The sequence below is a fragment of the Inhella crocodyli genome, assembly GCF_004004565.1.
Classification (GTDB): Bacteria; Pseudomonadota; Gammaproteobacteria; order Burkholderiales; family Burkholderiaceae_C; genus Inhella; species Inhella crocodyli.
Window position 1 is genome coordinate 121,267 of record NZ_SACM01000001.1, and the last position, 19,293, is coordinate 140,559.

The 19,293-nt window shown below is 69.2% G+C and carries 17 protein-coding genes; 1 reads left to right on the forward strand and 16 read right to left on the reverse strand.

Going from position 1 to position 19,293, the window contains the following annotated elements; translation table 11 throughout:
• Positions 1 to 9: 9 nt before the first annotated feature.
• Genes EOD73_RS00580 through EOD73_RS00620 form a run of 9 tightly spaced genes read right to left on the reverse strand, consistent with a single transcriptional unit; the run spans position 10 to position 9,514 of the window.
• Positions 10 to 378, reverse strand: a complete 369-nt coding sequence (locus EOD73_RS00580) for a response regulator (protein WP_127679842.1) — start codon at positions 376 to 378, stop codon at positions 10 to 12.
• Positions 375 to 629: a hypothetical protein gene (locus EOD73_RS00585; protein WP_127679844.1), complete on the reverse strand. Its 255-nt coding sequence runs from the start codon at positions 627 to 629 to the stop codon at positions 375 to 377. The genes EOD73_RS00580 and EOD73_RS00585 overlap by 4 nt, the downstream gene beginning before the upstream one ends.
• Positions 629 to 2,905, reverse strand: coding sequence for a chemotaxis protein CheA (locus EOD73_RS00590; RefSeq protein ID WP_127679845.1), 2,277 nt, complete (start codon positions 2,903 to 2,905; stop codon positions 629 to 631). Before EOD73_RS00590 ends, EOD73_RS00585 begins: the two co-directional genes overlap by 1 nt.
• Entirely contained in the window at positions 2,902 to 3,339 is a 438-nt protein-coding gene (locus tag EOD73_RS00595; protein ID WP_127679847.1) for a response regulator transcription factor, read from the reverse strand. Before EOD73_RS00595 ends, EOD73_RS00590 begins: the two co-directional genes overlap by 4 nt.
• A complete protein-coding gene (locus EOD73_RS00600; RefSeq protein ID WP_127679849.1) occupies positions 3,336 to 4,217 on the reverse strand; it encodes a CheR family methyltransferase in 882 nt (293 codons plus the stop codon). The genes EOD73_RS00595 and EOD73_RS00600 overlap by 4 nt, the downstream gene beginning before the upstream one ends.
• Positions 4,214 to 4,837, reverse strand: a complete 624-nt coding sequence (locus tag EOD73_RS00605) for a HEAT repeat domain-containing protein (RefSeq protein ID WP_127679851.1) — start codon at positions 4,835 to 4,837, stop codon at positions 4,214 to 4,216. Before EOD73_RS00605 ends, EOD73_RS00600 begins: the two co-directional genes overlap by 4 nt.
• 3 nt (positions 4,838 to 4,840) lie before the next feature.
• Complete coding sequence (cheB, locus tag EOD73_RS00610; RefSeq protein ID WP_127679853.1) at positions 4,841 to 5,935, reverse strand: chemotaxis-specific protein-glutamate methyltransferase CheB; 1,095 nt, start codon at positions 5,933 to 5,935, stop codon at positions 4,841 to 4,843.
• 15 nt (positions 5,936 to 5,950) lie between these two features.
• The gene (locus EOD73_RS00615; RefSeq protein ID WP_127679855.1) at positions 5,951 to 7,567 is read right to left on the reverse strand and encodes a chemotaxis protein CheW; all 1,617 of its coding nucleotides are present in this window, start codon (positions 7,565 to 7,567) and stop codon (positions 5,951 to 5,953) included.
• A gap of 18 nt (positions 7,568 to 7,585) precedes the next feature.
• Positions 7,586 to 9,514 (reverse strand): methyl-accepting chemotaxis protein, encoded by a 1,929-nt coding sequence (locus EOD73_RS00620; protein WP_127679857.1) that lies wholly within the window; start codon positions 9,512 to 9,514, stop codon positions 7,586 to 7,588.
• A 454-nt stretch (positions 9,515 to 9,968) separates the two neighbouring features.
• Here EOD73_RS00620 and EOD73_RS00625 point away from each other — a divergent pair, with 454 nt between their 5' ends.
• Entirely contained in the window at positions 9,969 to 10,316 is a 348-nt protein-coding gene (locus tag EOD73_RS00625; protein WP_164845907.1) for a PilZ domain-containing protein, read from the forward strand.
• A 16-nt stretch (positions 10,317 to 10,332) separates the two neighbouring features.
• Here the strand turns inward: EOD73_RS00625 and EOD73_RS00630 are convergent, their stop codons facing one another.
• The 7 genes from EOD73_RS00630 to EOD73_RS00660 all read right to left on the reverse strand — a co-directional run bounded on the left by EOD73_RS00630 (position 10,333) and on the right by EOD73_RS00660 (position 19,192).
• On the reverse strand, positions 10,333 to 11,358 hold the full coding sequence (locus EOD73_RS00630) for a S66 peptidase family protein (protein WP_127679862.1): 1,026 nt from the start codon (positions 11,356 to 11,358) through the stop codon (positions 10,333 to 10,335).
• The gene (locus EOD73_RS00635) at positions 11,358 to 11,975 is read right to left on the reverse strand and encodes a M15 family metallopeptidase (protein ID WP_127679864.1); all 618 of its coding nucleotides are present in this window, start codon (positions 11,973 to 11,975) and stop codon (positions 11,358 to 11,360) included. The genes EOD73_RS00630 and EOD73_RS00635 overlap by 1 nt, the downstream gene beginning before the upstream one ends.
• Complete coding sequence (locus EOD73_RS00640) at positions 11,975 to 12,877, reverse strand: LysR family transcriptional regulator (RefSeq protein WP_127679866.1); 903 nt, start codon at positions 12,875 to 12,877, stop codon at positions 11,975 to 11,977. The genes EOD73_RS00635 and EOD73_RS00640 overlap by 1 nt, the downstream gene beginning before the upstream one ends.
• A gap of 40 nt (positions 12,878 to 12,917) precedes the next feature.
• The gene (locus tag EOD73_RS00645) at positions 12,918 to 14,501 is read right to left on the reverse strand and encodes an ABC transporter substrate-binding protein (protein WP_127679868.1); all 1,584 of its coding nucleotides are present in this window, start codon (positions 14,499 to 14,501) and stop codon (positions 12,918 to 12,920) included.
• A 91-nt stretch (positions 14,502 to 14,592) separates the two neighbouring features.
• On the reverse strand, positions 14,593 to 15,534 hold the full coding sequence (locus tag EOD73_RS00650; protein WP_127679869.1) for an agmatinase: 942 nt from the start codon (positions 15,532 to 15,534) through the stop codon (positions 14,593 to 14,595).
• On the reverse strand, positions 15,531 to 16,775 hold the full coding sequence (locus tag EOD73_RS00655) for a serine hydrolase domain-containing protein (protein ID WP_164845908.1): 1,245 nt from the start codon (positions 16,773 to 16,775) through the stop codon (positions 15,531 to 15,533). Before EOD73_RS00655 ends, EOD73_RS00650 begins: the two co-directional genes overlap by 4 nt.
• An 11-nt stretch (positions 16,776 to 16,786) precedes the next feature.
• The gene (locus EOD73_RS00660) at positions 16,787 to 19,192 is read right to left on the reverse strand and encodes a TonB-dependent receptor (RefSeq protein WP_127679873.1); all 2,406 of its coding nucleotides are present in this window, start codon (positions 19,190 to 19,192) and stop codon (positions 16,787 to 16,789) included.
• Positions 19,193 to 19,293 lie beyond the last annotated feature (101 nt).

Below are 19,293 nucleotides of genomic sequence, written 5' to 3' on the forward strand. Positions count from 1 at the left end.
GGTGATCTCCTAGCAGCCGGGCAGGAGTTGACGGACGATGGCCAGCAGGTCGGTGCCGCCCACGGGCTTGACCAGCCAACCCGTGGCGCCGTTCTTCTTGGCGTCATCGCGCTTGTGTTGTTGGCTTTCCGTGGTGAGGGCCAGGATGGGGGTGAAGCGCAAGAGCTTGCGGGCCTCGCGAATCAGCGCCAAGCCGTCCATGCGGGGCATGTTGATGTCCGTGATGATCAAGTCGGGCTTGAGCCCGCCCCGCAGCTTGTCGAGCGCCGCCTCGCCATCGTTGGCCGTTTCAATCTGAAAGCCGCTGATTTCGAGCGAGTTGCGAAGGCTCATGAGCATGGTCAGCGAGTCGTCGACGAGAAAGATGCGTTTGCTCATGGGTTGCTCCTGGTGGCGGTCTGCGGCAACCCGGCCAGCAGGCTGGCCAGGCGAGGTTCGGCGGGCGGGACTTTGACTGTGGGTCGCGCCGCCAGCAGCACCTGCAACACGGCGGTGTGCAGGCTCTGGCAGTGGCCGAGGTGGACGGCCGGACGGCGCTGGGTGCGAACCCAAGCCAACAAGGCCTCGGCGTCCTCGGGGGGAACGTGGCCTTCGAGTGCCGCGTGCGATTTCAGGAAGCGAATGCCCATCACAGCAACTCCTTGGGGTTGAGGATCATCAGCACGCTGCCGTCGCCCATCAGCGCCGTGCCCGCGAAGCCAGGCAACTGCCCCAGCACGCCTTCGAGGGGCTTGAGGATGATGTCGCTGGTACCGTGAAACTCGTCGACGACCAGACCGATCTGCTCGTTGCCCCAGCGCAGGACCAAGACGGCCAACTCGCCGGCTTCGTTGGGTCGCTGGGCCAGTTCCAGCCCGAGCAACTCATTGAGGGCGCGCAAGGGCACGATGCGGCCGCGCAGGACGACGGTTTGCGACTGCTTGAAGCGGTGCACCTCGTCCACGGGAACGCGCACGGTCTCCACGATCAGGTCCATCGGCACGCCAAAGCGGCTGTCGGCCGTGGCGATCATCATCACGTGCGTCACGGCCATGGACAGCGGCAGGCTCAGCGTGAGCTGCGTGCCGCGTCCCACTTGGCTTTGCAATTGCACCGTGCCATTGACGCGCTCCACGGCCGAGCGCACCACGTCCATGCCCACCCCTCGGCCGCTCAGGTCGGACACGCTGTCGGCGGTGGAGAAGCCGGGCAAGAAAATCAACTGGGTGGCTTCCGCGTCCGTGAGGGCATCCGCCCGGTCGGCCGGGATCAGGCCGCGTTCCACGGCCTTCGCGCACACCCGCTTGGGGTCGATGCCCGCGCCGTCGTCGCTGATGGCCAGGATGACCCGGTCGCCCTCTTGATGGGCGCTGACTTTGAGCGTGCCCTGGGCCGCTTTGCCAGCGGCCCGGCGCACCTCCGGGGTTTCAATGCCGTGGTCCAGGCTGTTGCGCAAGATGTGGATCAAGGGATCGGCCAGCGCCTCGATCACGTTCTTGTCGGCCTCCGTGTCTTCGCCCTCGATCACCAGCGCCACGTCCTTGCCCAGGCGGCGGGACAGGTCGCGCACCAGGCGCCCGAAGCGCTGGAAGACCGTGCCCACCGGCAGCATGCGCACCTGCATGATCGCGTGCTGCATGTCTTCGGCGATGCGGTTGATCACCGCGTACTGGGTCTTGATCTCCCGGGCCAGCTCGCGCTGCCCAAACTGGAGCTCGGCGCGCTGGGCCAGGTAGGGCAGGGCGTTCTTGGCCACGACCATCTCGCCAATCAAGTCCATCAGGCGGTCGACCTTGTCTTGGGCCACCTTCAACACCCGCGGACCCCGTTCGCCGCCGGTGCTGCCGTCCTCGTTCGCGCCGCTGGCGCCGCGGGCCTGGGCCTCGTGCGTGGCTGGTGCTTGGGTCGCGTGGGCGTCTTCGGCCAACACGGTCTGGGCCCAGGCCAACAGCGGGCCGGCTTGGAGCGGCACCTCGGTGGGGGCGGGCATTGCTCCCCCCTGCAAGGCCGACCACAGGCGCAGCAGCACCGTGCGGGCGGCAGCCAGCGTGGCCGGGGCCAGGTCGACGCGTTGCAACAGCGCCACCTGGTCGCTCCACAACTGCCGCGCGCGGCGTTGCAACAGGGCGGTGGCGTCGGGCCGCTCGCTGGGCACCGCGCCCGTGGGGGGGGGAGCCGCCGGCGCTGCGACGACGTGCCACGCCACTTGCTCGGGCACGTAGCGGAAATGCTCCTGCAAATACGCCTGGGGCGAGCTGCTGGCCACCGTGAACTGCAGGTTGCAGGCGTAGCAGTCGAGTTCGTCGACGGTAGGCCAGGGCGTCCCTGTCGCGCAATGAATCCATTGCAGCCCCGGGGTGGCGAGGACCAGTTGCAAGGGGTCTTCCCCCTTGAAGAAGCATTCCGACTCCGGTTGGTAATGCAGCACCGTCCATCCCGGCTCGACGGGGCGGTCTTGCACGGCCTGCAGCCAAGGGGCGGGGCGGTCCGTCACAGACCTTGGGGCCGGGCTGGGGGCCGCGGGGCTTGCAGCAGCCGGCTGCAGTTCGGCGCGCAAGCGCTGTGCCAGCGCCTGCGAAGTGGGCAAATCGGCGTCGTGCAGCTGACCGGTGTTGGCGATGGTGTCGATCAGGGTGGCGCTGTGGTCCATCGCGTCCAGCAGGGCATCGGCCATGTGGGCGGAGTAGGCCAAGCGCCCACTGCGAACTTGGTCCAGCAGGTCTTCGGCGGCGTGCACCACCGTTTCCAAGGGCTTGAACTCGAACAGGCCACAGTTGCCCTTGAGGGTGTGCACCGAGCGAAACAGGTCGTTGAGCAACTCGGCGTCGTTGGGGTTGCGCTCCACTTCCAACAGGCGCTCGGCGATCTGCTCCAGGCAGTCGCGGGCCTCCAGCACGAACTGGTCGATGAGTTCGGAGGTGTTCATGAGGCGGCTCCTCGGGGCAACTGGGCCTGGACGGCTTTGGACGCAGCGTCCCAGTCGCCGACCAGCAAGGCCGCGGTGAGCACCAACTCGGCCGGGCGCGCGGGTTTGACGAGGTAGCAGTTGGCCCCCGCGTCCAGGGCGGCGCTGGCGTCCTGCAGTTGCGCCTCGGTCGACACCATGAGCACCGGTGCGGCCGAGGCGAGGGGCGCTTGACGCAGCGCCCGAATGAAGCCGTAGCCGTCCAATTTGGGCATGTTCACGTCCACCACAAACAGGTCGAAAGGCTGCCCGGCCGGCGCCGCGCTCGCCCTCTCCAAGGCTTCGACCCCGTTGACGGCCTCTTCGGTGGCCCAGCCAGCATCGCCCAGCAGCTTGCGGTGGTAGAGGCGGACGGTGGCGGCGTCGTCCACGATCAGAACGCGAACCGGGTTCATGGGGCATCTCCTGGGAGGGGCCGCTGGTAGACCATGGCGTCGGCGAAGCGACGAACCCGGTACAGCGAGGTGATGCGGCTCATCGATTCCGAATGGCCGAGACAGACGAAGCCCCCCGGGCTGAGGGCGTCGAACATGGCCTCGGCGGCCGCACGCCGGGACACGTCGTCAAAGTAAATGAGCAGGTTGCGGCAGAAGATCAGGTCGATGTCGCGAAAGCGGGCGGTGTCGGTCGCGTCGCTCAGGTTGACTTGGCTGAAGTGCACGGCCGCCACCAGGTCACGGCTGATCGCCCACTCGCCATCGCCAACGCGGCGGAAGTACTTGTCGCGGTACGCCACGGGCAGGTTGGCCACCGAGCGGTTGCTGTAAACGCCCCGCTCGGCCGCGGCCAGCACGGTGGTGTCGATGTCCGAGGACAGGATCTCCACGTCGAAGCGGTCGATGTCGGCCCACCGCTCCAGCAGGTAGATGGCGATGGAGTAGGGCTCTTCGCCCGTGGACGAGGGAATGGACCAGATGCGAATGCGGTCGCCGGGGCGGCGGTGCCGGGTGACCTCGCCCAGCATGTCGCGCACCATGCAGTCGAACTGGTAAGCCTCGCGGAAGAAATAGGTCTCGTTGACCGTCATCGCGTTGACCAAGTGCTGCAGCTCCGACCCTGCGGTCTCGAAGCGCAGGCCGACGAAGTAGTTGCGGAAGTCGCCGGCCCCGGTCGCCTGGATGCGCTCCACGAGCCGCTTGTCCACGAAATAGCGCTTGCTTTCCTCGAAGTGAATGCCGGTCTTCCGGTAGAAAAACTCCCGGAACTTCAGGAAGTCGGCGTCGGTGATGAGCACCTCGGCCGGCGCCTTGGCGGGCAGCAGGGCGCTTTTCATGGGGAGCCGATCTGTTGCGCCGCCATCGTGGCGGCGAAGTCGATGAACGGGTCGTCGGGGAAGCGCGCGCGCACCCGTTCGATGGCCGCCAGGTCCTGGGCGCGTCCCACCTCGGCCAGCACGTCGAGCGCCGCCGCCACCACGTTGACGTGGGGCTCGTGCAGCAGCACGCGGTGCAGCCAATCGGGCACCTGCGCGTGGCGCAGGTCGCTCATCATGTTGACGGTGAACACGCGCACGTCGGGGTCGGCGTCCTCCAGCATCTGCAGAATGTGGGGGGCGACCCACTCGGGCATGCCGCTCAGCGCTTCGATGGCGCCGTTGCGCAGCGAGACGTCCTCGCTGCGCAGCAAGGGCATCAAGGCGCGCACGGTGTCGGCACCGGGCAGGCGCCCCACGCTGGTGAACAGGGCCTCGCGCACGCGGGCGTCCCGCTCCAGATGCAAGCGCTCGACCAGCGCGGGGGCTGCACCTGGTGTTGCTCCCAGCGACTGGGCGGCGAGCCGGCGCTGCGTGGCGTCGCTGCTGTGCAGCAGGCGCTCGAAGTCCGACGGACCTCTGGCCGTCGGTCCCGCTTCCGGGCTGGTAGCCAGGGGCGAGGTGGGGCGACGCAAGGCCATGGTTCATGCCTCCTGCAGGGTGTGCTGGCGCACGTGTTGAACCAGCCAAGCGGCCACGCGGGTGCAAGGAAGCACCTCCGTCGCCCCCTGGGCGTCGATCAGTTCCTTGGGCATGCCAAACACCACCGCGGTGTCCGCCGACTCGGCCACCGTGGTGCCGCCGGCGCGGTGAAGCCGGGCCATGCTGGCGGCGCCATCGAAGCCCATGCCCGTCAGCAGCACGCCCGCGATGCGTTGCGGCGCGACGTGGCGCATGACGCTGTCGACCAGCACGTCCACGCAGGGATGCCAGGGCTGCGAGGGGGTCTCGGGCACGGCTTGGGCCACCAGACGGCCGAGGCGGTCGTTGACGACCATGTCGTGCCCCCCCTGGGCGATCACCACCGTGCCCGCTTGGAGGGGCGTCGGCCCTTCGCACTCGATGACCTGCAGGGCGCACAGGGCGTCCATGCGCCGCGCAAAGGCGGCCGTGAACTGGGCCGGCATGTGCTGGGCCACCAGCACCGGCCACGGAAAGTCGCCCGGCAGTTCCGGCAGGATGTCTTCCAGGGTGCGCGGACCGCCGGTCGACACGCCAATCACCACGACCCCCGCAGGGTGCCCCACGCGGCGGGCCGGCACGGGGCGGCTGGCTTCGCGAGCCGGGCGCCGTTCGGCAGGGCTGCTTGCTGTCCGGCGGGCTCGCACCAGCGGACGACTCCGCAGCCGCGCGCGCCGTGCCGCCTTCACCTTGGCCACGAGTTCCGCTGCCACGTCCTCGATGTTCAGCGAGATGGTGCCGCCCGGCTTGGTCACGTAGTCCACGGCCCCCAGGGCCAGGGCCTCGAGGGTGGCCTGCGCCCCTTGGCTGGTCAAGGACGACACCATGATGACCGGCGTGGGCCGGCTTTCCATCATCAGGGCGAGCGCGTTCAGCCCGTCCATCTCCGGCATGTTGACGTCCAGGGTCACCACGTCGGGCTCGCCGCTCAAGAGCCGCTCCACCCCTTCGCGGCCCGAGCGGGCGACGTCGACGTCGAAGCCGGCCTCTTCCAGCAGCTGTCGCAGCAGGCGGCGCATCAGCGCCGAGTCGTCAACCACGAGCACCTTGTCGGGCATGGCGGACTCCTGGACTCAGGCGGCCAAGGGCATGGGCCCGTCGCCCGGTGCGCCGTCGGCTGCGGGCGCCGCGTCCAACTGCAAAAGCTGGACGGGGTCGACGATCATCACCAAGCGTCGGTCGCCGTCGAGCCGAGCCACCTGGCGAATGAGGCGCTGCTGGGCCTCGCTCATGGCTGGGGCGGCGGCGATGCAGGCCCGAGGCAGGCGCAGCACTTCGGCCACGGAATCCACGATGAAGCCCGTGCGGCTGTTGCCCTGGGTGAAGACCATGATGCGTTGACGGTCGTTGCGATCGATGACCGGCAGGCCCAGGCGCCGGCGCTGGTCGATCACGGGCAGCACCGCCCCGCGCAGGTTGATCACACCTTCGACGAAGGGCGGTGTTTTGGGCACCCGCGTCAGCTGCTCGGGCACGCGCACGATTTCCTGCACGCTCATGATGGGCACGCCGAACTCCTCGTCGGCGAGGCGGAAGATCACCACCTGCAGGTCTTCGTTCTCGGCGTTGGCGATGGCATCGGTGGGGTGGGCGGTCACGGTGGTGTCCTCCGCATTGAGGGTGGCGTTGTCAACGCAGGCAGCGGCGTCGCGCACCGCCTCCAGGGTCAGCAGCCGCTCGCTGGACAGCACGGTGACCAGGCGGCGTCCCTCGTCCAAGCGACAGATCGACTCGAACTCCTGCAACTGCGGATCGCGCGCCAGCAGGCCAGGCATGCTGTCCACGGCCTCGCCCGAGACGCTGAGCACCTCTTTGACGGTGTCGGTGATCAAGCCCACGGGACCGCAGCCCGGCAGCGCCACCACGACGATGCGCCGGTGGTCGAGCTGCCCTTCCGGCGGCAGGTCAAAGAGGCTGCGCAGGTCGACCAAAGGCAGCAGGCGCTCGCGCAAGCTGATCACCCCGCTCACGTGGCGCGGCGCTTGCGGCACCGCCGTGATGACCTCGGGCACCTGCACGATCTCTTGCACGTCGGCAATGGGGATGCCGTACTCCTGGTGGCTCACCGTGAAGCTGACCAGGCGCAAGTCGGCGCTGCCGCTCGTCGCTTCCTCAGCGATCTCATCGGTGGCCCGGGCGGGCTCCAACTCCATGGCGCCGCTGGGCCGATCGCCCCCGGCATTCGATCCCGCGGCCGAGGCCACGATTTGCAGTTGGAACTCCTCGCGGGTCAGCCGCTCAAAATCCAACACCAGGTACAGCTGCTCGGCCCCGGTTGCGTCGCGGCGCCGGATCATGCCCGTCAGGCATTCGGTGCGAACCACGCTGCGCAGGCTCTGTGCCGGATGGAGGTCTCCAGGTTCGGTCGTGATGACGCTGGACACCCGGTCCACGATGAAGCCCAGGGATTGGCCCAGGTGGATGATGAGGGCGCGGGTGCCGTCGTCGTGCGGCACCAGGGGCAGGCCGAGCACGCGACGCAAGCTCAGGATGGGCAGCACGCGGCCGCGCAGGTTGGCCAGGCCCTCGAGGGCAGGAGGGGCCAAGGGCAAGCGCGCCACCTCGGGCAGGCGGATGATTTCTTGCACCGGCCCCATGGGCACGGCGAAGCGCTCGCCCGCCAGTTCGAAGGTCACGAACTGGCGCTCGGTCTCGCCCGTGTCGGGGTGCTCGTCGGGGGCGTGGTTCATGGGGTTCCCCTCGTGAACTCAGTTGCTTTGCAGTTCGTCGGCCAGGGAGGAAATTTCTTCGATGGCGGCGGCCAGCTCGTCGGCCCCTTGGGACTGCTGCTTGGCGGCCGCCGCCGCTTGCTCGGCGGCCTTTTCCGACTGGGCCGCGGCCGACGAGATTTGCTCCACGCCGGTGCGAACCTCGGCCAGGGCGGCGTTGATTTCTCGCGAGGACTCCATCGCCGTGTCGTTGCCTTGCATGACCCGGCCGACGCTGGTCTCCAAGGCGTTGAGGTTGGCCGTGATGCCCTTGGCCTTGTCGACTTCGGCGACGGCAGCGGTGACGATTTCGCCCAGATCGCGGCCCACCGTGCCGATTTGGTCCTGAATGCCCTTGACCAGGTCTTTGATGCGGTCGGCGTTCTCGGCCGAGTCGTGGGCCAGGTTGCGGATGTCGGTGGCCACGACCACAAAGCCCTTGCCGTACTCGCCCGCCCGCGCCGCCTCGACGTTGCCGTTGACGGCCAGCATGTTGGTTTGGACGGACACCTGGGTGATGGCGTCGACGATCTTGTCGATCTTGCGGCTCACCAATTCCAACTCCTTGACCTGCTTCATGCTGGTCCGCGTGGCGCTCACCCCGTCGCTGATGCTGCGCACCAGGCCGTCGATGCGCGCCTTGTTTTCCTGCATCAAGGTGCGGATGGCATCGGAGCGGGCCCTGGCCTCCTCGGCGCGTTGCTCGGCCAGTTCGGCCCCTTTGGCGATCTGGGCGATGGCCGCGGCCGACTCCGCCGTGGCCGCCGCTTGCGACTGGGCCCCTTTGCGGATCTGGTCCAGGGCCACCATGATTTGACCGGCCGAGCGGGTCAGCTCCTGCACGGTCGACGCCAGCTCTTCGGCGGCCGAAGCCACCTCTTCGGCGCTCTTGCCGATGTCGGTGGAGTGCTTGAGCTCGTCGGCGATCTCCGACAGGTTGGCCGTGGTTTGCTCGCACTCGGCCAGTGCGGCGCTTTGCTCCTCCACGGTTTTGGCCGCCTCCTCGCAGGCCGAGCTCTGCTCGGTGGCCGCGGCCGCGATTTGCTCGGCGCCTTTCAAGGCTTGCTGGGCGGCGGCCGCGCCTTGGGCCGCGGCACTGGCGATTTGCACCGCCCCTTGCAGGATGTCGCCTGCGTCGAGCCGCACCTGCTCCAACTGATCCAGGATGACCTTGCTCTTGGTCACCTCGGATTGGATGCTTTCGGCCGAACTGTTGATGCCGTCGGCGATGAGCTTGACCTCGCCTTGGATCTGGCCCACCAAGTCTTGGATCTGTTTGGCGCTTTTCTCGCTGGTCTCGGCCAAGGTGCGCACCTCGTCGGCGACCACGGCGAAGCCCTTGCCGTGGAGACCCGCGCGCGCCGCCTCGATGGCCGCGTTCAAGGCCAACAGGTTGGTTTGGTCGGCGATCCGGGCGACGGCCTTGACGATGTCACCGATGTTGGCTGCTTGGCGTTCCAGTTCGCCCACCATCTGCACCGACACGGCTTGGCGCTCGGCGGCCACCCCCACGGCGGTGATGGTGGCGCTGACGTCCAGGTTGAGCTGACCGGCCAGGTCGCGCATGCCCTCGGCGTTCGTCTGCGCGGTGTTGCAGGCCTCCAGTTGGCGCTTCAATGCGCCCGACACCTGCGTCATGGCCGCCAAGGACTCTTGGGCGGCACCGGCGGCTTCTTCGGCGCCGCTGGCGATCTGGTCGGACGCGCGCTTGAGTTCCTCGGCGGCCGAGGCCGCTTCATTCACACCCGCCGAGAGCTGGGTGGAGGCGCTGGCGATGCGCTCCGCGGCCTGTTGCTGCTTGGCCAAGGTCCGGGCCCGGCGCCGGTTGGCCTCGGCGTCTCGGGTCATTGCGCGCGAAATGCCCTTGGCGGCGGTGGCGGCCGGGGCGGGGGCGGCCTGGGAGTCGCGGGATTTGAGGACGAGGGCCATGTTGCTTGCTCCTGTGCAGAGAGGGGGTGCCTTCCGCGCCGCGGGGAACCGGCGTCGCTTGCGGCCCATTGAACCGCCAGGGTCTCGATTGCGCTGAGGAACAAATGCGCAAATCTTTGATATTGGTTTTTGTTAAAACGAAGAAATTCGTTCTGGGATGTGCGGTAATCCACGAACAAGCCGGCGGTTCGTCGATATTGAGACCCGGCGCTTGCCCAACGATGGCGAATAAATTGGGGTTTCACGCACAAACAAGAGGCGTCGAGCCGACGCAAGCCCGGCGAGGGGCCCCCGCCAGAGGGCATGGCGGCGTGGTGGCGTGCGCGTCCCAGGGCGCTCTGCCTGGGACATGGCACGCGGCGCAGTGCGTGATCGAGTTCACGCCCGTTGCGTGCCCCTCCGTCGAACGGGGGAGCCGCTGCGGGCCCGCTTGGGTCGACAGTCCACCACGACCATGAGTGCACTCCCAGCGTCCCAAGAGCAGCGGCAGCACCGCCGCCGCGTGTTGCAGACCCTGGCCCAGGTTTGCCTGCCCGGGCAGCCGCCGTTTGAGGTGCGCACGACCGACGTCAGCCTGGGCGGTCTGGGCATCGTGGCCGGTGCCAACCCGCCCCCAAAGCTGCTCGTGAAGGTCCGGCTGCCGCTGCCCCAACAGGGGTCCAGTCGCACGGTCGCGGTCGAGTTCGAGGCCCGGGTCGTCCACAGCGTGTTGAGCCGCCGCCATGGGGGCTTTGCCATCGGACTGGCCTTCGTGCGGCCCAGCCAGGCCCTGTTGCAGGCGGTGGCCGGCTACCTCGGTTGAGGACCGGCCTTCGACGTCACACGACGCTCGGCTGCAGCAACTGCAGCGTGCCGGCGTCGCCGTCGATCTCGGCCAGCGCGCCCACCGGCACGGTGAACTTGCGCTTGATGTGCCCGATCATGGCGCCGCGGTAGACGGGCACCTTCAGCGGCAACAGGTACTCGTCGAAGACCTCGTCCAGCGTCAGCGTGCCGTAGCCCTCGCCGGGGTTGCAGTTGGTGAACTGCCCCAGCACCACCCCGGCCACCTGGTTCAGCGCGCCCGTCAGGCGCAGGGTGCTGAGCATGCGGTCCACGCGGTAGATGTACTCGTTGATGTCTTCCAGGAACAGGATGGCGCCCTGGAACCTCGGCCAGTAGGCGCTGCCGGCCATGGCGGTGAGCACGGTGAGATTGCCGCCGGTGAGCGGGCCGCGGGCCTTGCCGCCGCGCAGGGTTTGCGTGCGCCACTGCGTTTGCACCAGGTTGTCGCCCAGCTCGCGCTGCGGGTTGCGCAGCAGCGGGCTTTCGGCGCGCATCACCAGGGCTTTGAAGTGCTCCACGCTGAAGGCGTTCCACTCGCTGCCGGCCACGGGACTGTGGAAGGTGATGAGCCCGGTTTGCTGGTGGATGGCGTTGACCAGCGCGGTGAGGTCCGAGAAGCCGCCGAAGAACTTGGGCGTGCGGCGAATCTGCGCGTAGTCCACCAAAGGCAGCATCCGCGTGCCGCCGCTGCCCCCCGTCAAAGCGATGACGCCCTGCACGCCGGGGTCGGCGAACATGGCGTTGAGGTCGGCGGCCCGCTGGGCGTCGGTGCCGCCCAGGTGGCCGTGGCGGGCGCGCACGTGCTGGCCGAGCTTGACCCGGAAGCCCAGGGCTTGCAGGGCCTCGACGGCGGTGTCCAGGGGCTCGCGCTCGAAGGTGGCGTTGGCCGGGCTGATGAGGCCCAGCGTGTCGCCCTCCTTCAAGCGCGGCGCGCGAAGCGGCCCCACGGGAGACGCGGCTTGGGCGGCCCAGGGCAGGGCGGCTGCAGCGGCCAGGAGATGGCGGCGGTCGAGTTGCATCACAACACCCTCGGGAGGTCGCGGCGCACCGCAACGCGGTCGCCAAAGTCAAAGTGCCACCATTCGCTGGCGATGCCGTGGAAGCCCGCCTCCCGCATGGCGCGGCGCAGCCAGCCGCGCTCGGTGAGGTGGGCGGGGGTGAGTTGGCCCAGGGCCAGGTGCTCGGCCTCGTACTCGGGGTGGGAGAGCGCGCGCATGTCGTCGAAGCCGCTGCCCATGTCGGCTTCGAAGCCCTGGGGGTCGAGCAGCGTCACGTCCACGGCCATGCCGAAGCTGTGGATGGAGCCCCGCTCGGGGTGGGCCAGGTACAGGGCCAGGGGCGTGCCGTCGAGCTCGGCATACAACTGCTCTTGCACCCGCTGGGGGCGCAGCGCGTCCAGCACGCGCAGGCGCCAGCCAGGGCGGGCGGCGGCCATCCATTGGGCGGCGGCGAGCAGGGCGTCGGCGGCCTCGCGGCGCAGGTAGGCGCAGTCCAGCGTGCCGTAGAAGTTGCGGCCCACGAAGTTGTCGTCGCTGGCGTAGCGCAGGTCCACGTCGATGCCTGGCAGGGCGGCCAGGGCGACGAAATCGGGGTGGCCGGGCACGGCCTCGCAGGGAATACCGGGCACGGTGTTCATCAGGGGTCCAGGGCGGCCAAGGCCGCTTGGGTGCGCTCGGCCAGGATCTTGACCAGCTTGCGCCCCACCTGGGGCAGGGGCGCTTTGGCGGCGGTGAGCAGGTGCAGGTGCACGGGGATGCTGGGCTTGAGCGGGCGCACGCGCACCAGCTGGCGGTCGGCGCTGGTGGCGGTGAAGGGGTCGACCACGCTCAGTCCGAGACCCGACTCGACCAGCGCACGGGCCAGTTGGTAGGTTTGCACGGTGATGCGGGTGCGCGGCTGCACGCCCTGCGCGCCAAAGGCGTTCATGACCTGCGCGCCCAGCGGGTCGTCTTCGACCATGGCGATGAGCTCGCTTTGGATGTCGGCCAGGGGCAGGTCGCCTTCGACGCGGGCCTCGGGGCTGCGCAGCGGGCACAGGGCCATCATGGGACCGCTGGCCAGCACCTCGGCGGTGATGCCAGGGTGGTGGGGGTCTTGCAGCGACAAGGCCATGTCGGCCTCGCCCAGCAGCAGGGCGCTGACGATTTCCTTGGTGTGGTTGGTGGCCAGCACGCAGCGGCTGTCGGGGAAGGCCTTGGCCCAGACGGTCATGGCGCCGGGCAGCAGCGAGGCGCCGAGCGTGGGCGTGGCCATCACGCGCAGCTGGTCCTGGTCGCCGGCTTTGAGTTGGGCGGCCAGGCGGCGGATGGCCACGAGGTCCCGGTTGAGCTTGTCGATCTCGACGAACAGGCGGCGCGCCTCGGGCGTGGGGTGCAGCTTGCCGCGCACGCGGTCGAACAGGGCCATGCCGAGTTGCAGTTCGGCGTGCTGCAGCACCTTGGTGACGGCGGGCTGCGAGATGTGCAGCAACTGCGCGGCCCCGCTGATGGAGCCGGCCTGCATGATGGCGTGAAACACCTCGATGTGCCGCAATCTCATGCTGGCTGAATCCTGGATGTGAAGGCTTGGAGTGTGGCGCTCATTCCCGCACGACCCCTCCGAAGTCCACGCTGCCGTTGGGCGCCATCACGAAGCCTTTGACGCCGTCGCGGATGGGGATGTACACGGTGCTGTGCGCCATGGGCATCCAGGGGCGCTCGCGCTTGAACACGACTTGTGCCTGCTCGTACAGGGCGATGCGTTGGGCCTCGTCGGTGGTGACGCGGGCCTCGTCGATGAGCTTCTCGAACTCGGGGTGGCAGAACTTGACGCCGGTGCGGTTGGCCGCGCAGCTGAGGTTGGGCGTGAGGAAGTCGTCGGCGTCGCCGGTCTCGCCGCTCCAACCGCTCATGTAGACGTGGTGTTCGCCGTTGTTGGCGCGTTTGAGGTACTCGCCCCACTCGAAGGTCTTGATGGTGGCCTTGACGCCGATGCGCGCCCAGTCCTGCTGGATGAGCTGGGCCATCAGCTGCCCGTTGGGGTTGGTGGGGCGGGCCACGGGCAGGGCCCAGAGGTCGATGGCAAAGCCATTGGGATAGCCCGCTTGGGCCAGCAGGCGTTTGGCCTTGTCGGGGTCGTACTCGTTCTTCAGGGTCTTGTTGAAGCCCGGGATGACCGGCGGGAAGGCGCTGGTGGCTTGCAGCGCGTCACCGCGCGGGAACAGGGCCTTGAAGATGGCGTTGCGGTCGATGGCGATGTCCAGGGCCTCGCGCACCTCGCGTCGGTTCACCGGCGCGCGCTTCAGGTTGAAGGCGAGGTAGCTGATGTTCAGCGCCTGTTTTTGAAGCAGGGTGATGCCCTTGCGGCCCTGCAGCGCGGCCACGTCCACGTCGCGCAGCGGGGCGGTGATGTGGCACTCGCCCGCCAGCAGCTTTTGCACGCGCACGCTGGGCTCGCGGCTGATGGAGAAGATGAGCTTGGGCGTGCGCTGCACGCCGTTCCAGTACGCCGGGTGGGGCTCCAGGCGCAGCACGTCGTCTTTCGCGTAGCTGCGGAATTGGTACGGCCCGGTGCCCACGGGACGGCGGTTGAGCAGGGACCCTTCACCGCGCTTCAGCAACTGCCCGGCGTACTCGGCCGAGTGGATGCTGGCGAAGGACATGGCGAAGGTGCTCAGGAAAGTGACGTTGGGGCTGCGCAGCGTGAAGCGCACCTCGTGCTCGCCCAAGCGCTCGATCTTTTCGATGGCCTGGGCCAGGCCCAGGTTCTGCGGGTAGATGTAGGTGGACGGCACCGCCTGGTTCCAGGGGTGCTTGGGGTCGACGAAGCGTTGGTACGTGAACAGCACGTCGTCGGCGTTCATCGGCCGCGTGGGCTTGAAGTCGGGCGTGGTGTGGAACTGCACGCCGCGGCGCAGTTGGAAGGTGAAGACCCGCGCATCGGGCGATACGGTCCACGCCGTGGCCAGCACCGGCTCCAGCTCGGTGCCGCCGCGCTTGAAGCCCACCAGGCCTTGGAACATGGGGTGGGTGGCGTTGCTGGTGCTGCTGCTGTCCCACAGGCCGGGGTCGAAGCCCTCGGGGCTGGCGTCGGCGCAGTAGACGAGGGGCAGGGCGGCTTCGGCGCGCGTGGCCGTGCCGGCCAAGGCGGCGACCGACAAAAGAAGGGGCAGCAGGGGGCGCAAGGCGGGCAGAGGGTGGCGTGGAGGGCGTCCGATTATTGGAACCTGTGGCCCCTGCCGGCCGGAGGATGCGAGGGGTGGCAATTACCCTGGGTTATGGCCGAGCCCCACGGGTCGCCAGGCGCCCGCACAGGTAGGTCCACACGAAATGTGCGGCCGCCTGGCTGCTGAGCTCGGCGTGGTCGTAGGGCGGCGACACCTCCACACAGTCCATGCCCACCCAGGGCAGGTCGGCCAGGTCTTCCAGCACGGTCAGCACCTGGCTGCTGCTCAGGCCGCCGGGCTCCGGCGTGCCGGTGCCGGGCGCGAAGGCCGGATCGAGGCAGTCGATGTCCAAGCTCAGGTACATGGGCGGGTGACCGGCGGCGGCCACGCGCTGGCGGATCTCGTTCAGCATGGGCGCCATCAGCGCGCTGCCGTCCAGGCCGCGCAGGCGGCGGGCCTCGTAGATCAGGCCGCCGCGGTCGCGCACGAACTCGCGCGCCGCGCGATCGGCGGAGGAGCGGATGCCCATTTGCACGAAGCACTCGGGGACCACCAAGCCCTCATCGAGGGCCTCGGCCACCCAGGTGCCGTGACCGCTGGGCTCGCCGAAGTGGTCGCTCCAGGTGTCGCAGTGGGCGTCGAAGTGCAGCACCCCAAGCGGGCGGCCGTGGTGGGCGCGGTAGGCGCGCAGCAGGGGCAGGGTGATGGAGTGATCGCCGCCCAGCCACACCATGTGGTGCGCCGCCAGCAGAGTCGGCAGCTGCGGCATCAGGGCCTCGCGCATGCCGGCCAGGCTGGTGTTGGGCAAGGGCAGGTCGCCCAGGTCCACCGCGTGGCCTTGCGGGCTGATGTCGTAGAGCGGGTGGTGCGCGTCGCACAGCATGGCGCTGGCGCGGCGGATGGCGGCCGGGGCCATGCGGGCGCCGGGGCGGTTGGTGGTCGAGCCGTCCCAAGCGATGCCGGCCACGGCGAAGGGGGCGATGGCCGCACCGGGCTGGGCCAGCGGCAGTTGCAGGAAGCCGGGGTGGCTGAGGTAGGCGAACTGGGTCATGGCAGGGGGTCAAGCAGGGGCAGCACGTTGCGAAGCAGCGCTTCTTCCCAGGGGCTGAAGCTGTTGTAGTGTCCGCGCGCGGCCAAGGCCTCGTTCGGCGTGCCGTTGATGGCGTACAGCAGGGTCCATCCGGGGTCGTCGCCGCGGGCAGGGCCGACGAGCAGGCCCGAGAGCAGGCCGTAGGCCTCGCCGAGGTGGCCGATGGCGCTCAGCGCGCGATCGGGGCGCAGGTGGTCGCCGCCTGCCGCGTCGCGCGCCGTGCCAAAGCGCTGCACGCCCAGGCCCCAACTGCGCATCAGGCCGTTCATCGTGTCGCCCGGCTGCGCCGGGTGCTGCCAGTGCGCGCGGGCGAGTTCGGCGAACGTGGCCGGCCGCAGCAGGCCGTGAGCGTGCTGGCGCAGGCACTGGGCCAGCTTGTCGAGCTCGGGCAGGCTCGCGCGCAGGCCGCCTTGGGGGCCCAAGGCGCTGGCGCATTCACCGGGCACGTAGCCCGGCCCGGCGCGGGGCACCAGGTCGGCGTCGGCGGGCTCGGCGTCCGCCTGGGCCTGCCAGGCCATGCCGTCGTGCCGGTACAGGGTGGCCACGCGCTGGCGTTGGTCGGGCCGAAGGGCGGCGGGGTCGAGCTGCACGTCCATGCCCAGCGGCTCGAACAGCCACTCGTGCATCAGGGCGTCCAGGCGCTGGCCGGTCGCCGCCTCCATGGCCGTGCCCAGCAGCACGAAGGCGAGGTTGCAGTAGCTGAAGAAGGCGCCCGGCGCTGGCGATCCCCACGTGGCGGGGTCGGCCAGGCGCTGGCGCAGTTCGGCCCCGCTGCGCGGGGGCAGGTCGGCGGCGTCGCGCAGGCCGCTGGTGTGGGTCAGCAGGTGGCGCGGGGTGATGCGTTGCCGCGGGTGCTGGGGATGCCGCAGCCCCAGCAGGCGACCGAGGTCGGCCTCCAGGGGCAAGCGACCGGCTTCGTGCAAGCGCAGGGCGGCCAGGGCCACCGCCAGCTTGGTGACGGAGGCGATGCGAAACACCGCGTCGGCCACCATGGGCCGCGCTTCGTCGTGCAGGCGACGCAGGCCGTACTGGCCCTCGAACCGCAGGGTGCCACCTTGGCGCAAGCGCACCGCCAGGCCCGCCAAAGGCCCCTGGCGCACCAGGTCCGCCAGCGCGCGGTCCACCGCGTGGGCGGACTGCGCGCGGGCAAGCCAAGGGCTGGCGGCCAAGCTCACGAGGGCGGTGCGGCGGTGGCAGTGCAAAGGCGTCCCGTTCAGAAGCGGTAGGAGACGTTGAGGCCCAGGGTGCGCGGCGTCAGGTAGATCGCCCGCAGGCCCACCCGGGTGGCGACGGCCGAGGTGCCCTGGAACGACACCAATTCGCGGTTGTTGCTCAGGTTGTCGGCCCACAGGCTCCAGTCCCAATCGCCCTTGGCCAGGCCCACGCTGGCGCGGGTGGTGGTGTAGGCCTTGTACTGGAAGGGTTGGTCGGCCGGATCGTCGCCGCGGTCGCTGTTCTTGACGCCGACGTAGCGCGCGCCGGCCGATGCCCAGACCTGGTGGCCTTCGAACTCGCCCTGCCAGCGCACGCTCAGCGCATGCTTCCACGGGGCGTTGCCGCCCAGCTTGCCGCCCTTGGCGTAGGTGCGGCATTCGGTGCCGTCGGCGTAGAGGCACACCTCTTTGGTGGCGTCCCACTCGCCGCGGGTGTAAGTGCTGCCGCCCGAGATTTCGATGGACGCCATCGGCTTCCAGCGCCATTGCAGCTCCAGGCCTTGGCTGAGCGCGGCCGGTCCGTTGGTGGTGCCCCACACGGGGAAGCCGTTGATGTCCTGCGAGAAGTAGGTCTGCGGGTCTTTCCAGCGGATTTGGTAGACGTTGGCCTGCAGGTACAGGCGGCGGTCGGCCAGGAAGCCCTTGATGCCGAGTTCGAGGTTGTTGGTTTGGTCGGCGCGGTAGCCCTTGAGTTCGTCGGCCACGGCCACGCTGCCGGCACCGCGGAAGCCGTTGGCCCCGCCGCGTCGGAAGCCCTGGCTGAAGGTGGCGTAGGCCAGCAAGTCAGGCGTCAGCTGGTAGGCGGCGTTGAGCTTGCCGTAGCTTTGCCCGCTGTCCTTCTCCTCGGCCTTGACGACGCCGGTGACGAGGTCGAAGGCGTAGTCCTCGACCTGGGTGGCGGTGCGGTCGCGGTAGGCGAACAGGCGGGCGCCGGCCGTGAGCGTCAGGCGATCGCTCGCCTTCCAGCTCAGCTCGCCGAACAGGGCGGTCTCGCGGTAGCGGCTGGCCTGGTCTTCGAAGTAGCCCTCGTCGGTGGCGCCTCTTCCCGGGGTCTTCAGCGCTTCCAGGCCGGGCATCCACTCGCTGAAGGCCTGGCTGCGCTGTTGGCTGGCGGCAAAGAAGCCGGCGATCCAGCTCAGCGGGCCGGGATCGGACACGAAGCGGGTTTCGTGCAGGGTGCCGCTGTAGCGGTTGGCGTAGGTGATGTAGGCCGTGTTGCCGGCCCAGGACGACGAGCCCAGGCGGAAGCGCGAGTAGCCCAGGTCGCCGTAGAAGAAGGAGCCGGTGCCGAGGTAATCGGCCTGGCCGATGCGGTCGTCGCGGTAGCGGCTGGTGCTGCTGTGCAGCTGGCCCCAGCCAGGCAAGCGCCAGTCCAGGTCGATGGTGCTGATGCGGATGTCGCGGTCGGTGAACTCGGGGTAGGGCGACAGCACGGTGTCGGGGCCCAGGGCCTCGCCCGCCCGGTAGGCCGCGCCATTGGCGCTGGACGCCACGCGCAGCAGTTGGGTGCCGCTGCTGCCGTGGGCCGTGCCCGACTGCTGGCCGTGGCTCAGCTGCAGGGACAGGTCGGGCGAGACGCGCCAGAGCAGGGTGGCCCGGCCGGTGGTGGCGCGGTGCCAGTCGTCGTCCTTGTAGAGCACTTGGCTGGCGTTGGGCTTGGGCTGCCAGGCGGAGGTCAGGTAGTTCGGCGTGCCGGCGTAGCGGTCGGTGTAGCCCTGGTCGTCCAAGCGCGCCACGGCCACGCGCAGCGCCAGGTCGCGGCCCAGGGGCAGGTTCATCACGGCGTCGGTGTCGGTGGACAGGTCGCTGCCGCCCCGGGTGTGGAACACCGAGCTGCTGACGCGCCCTTCGGTCACCCCCAGTTGGGGCTTGTTGGTGATGTAGCGCACCGTGCCCCCCAGGGCCCCACCGCCGTACAGCGTGCCCTGCGGGCCGAGCAGGGTTTCGACGCGGGCGATGTCTTTGATGCGAAAGCCGATGTTGGGCAGCGGGGCATCGTCCAGGTAGTAGCTCAGGGTGCTGCGTGAGAACCACTCGATGTTGTTGGCGCTGACCGAGCTGACGTTGAGGCCGCGCACCGACACCGAGTCGGTGAAGCGCGCGCTGTTGGGCGGGGCCTCGAAGGTCAGGCTGTCCTTGATCAGCGACTTGAGGTCGGTGATGTTGGCGTCGCGCAGGGCTTGTTCCGACACGGCGGTGACGTTGTAGGGCAGGCGGTGAGCGGCTTCGCTGCGCTTGGAGGCCGTGACCGTGACCGCGTCCAGCTGGGCCGTGGGTTTGCGGGAAGCGTCACTCGACGTCGGGCTGGAAGCGGCCGCCGCGGGGACGGGCGCCGATTGCCCCAGGGCGGACGTGCCGATCAGCAGCAGGGCGGTGGCCAAAGGCGTCAAGGTGAACTTCTGCATCAAGGGCTCCAAGAGGTGGCTGGGGTGGGTGGACGTGTCTCGCAGAGGCTAGCGCCGCGGTGTTTCCAACTTGGAAAGATGCAATGGCTCGGCCTGGGGGG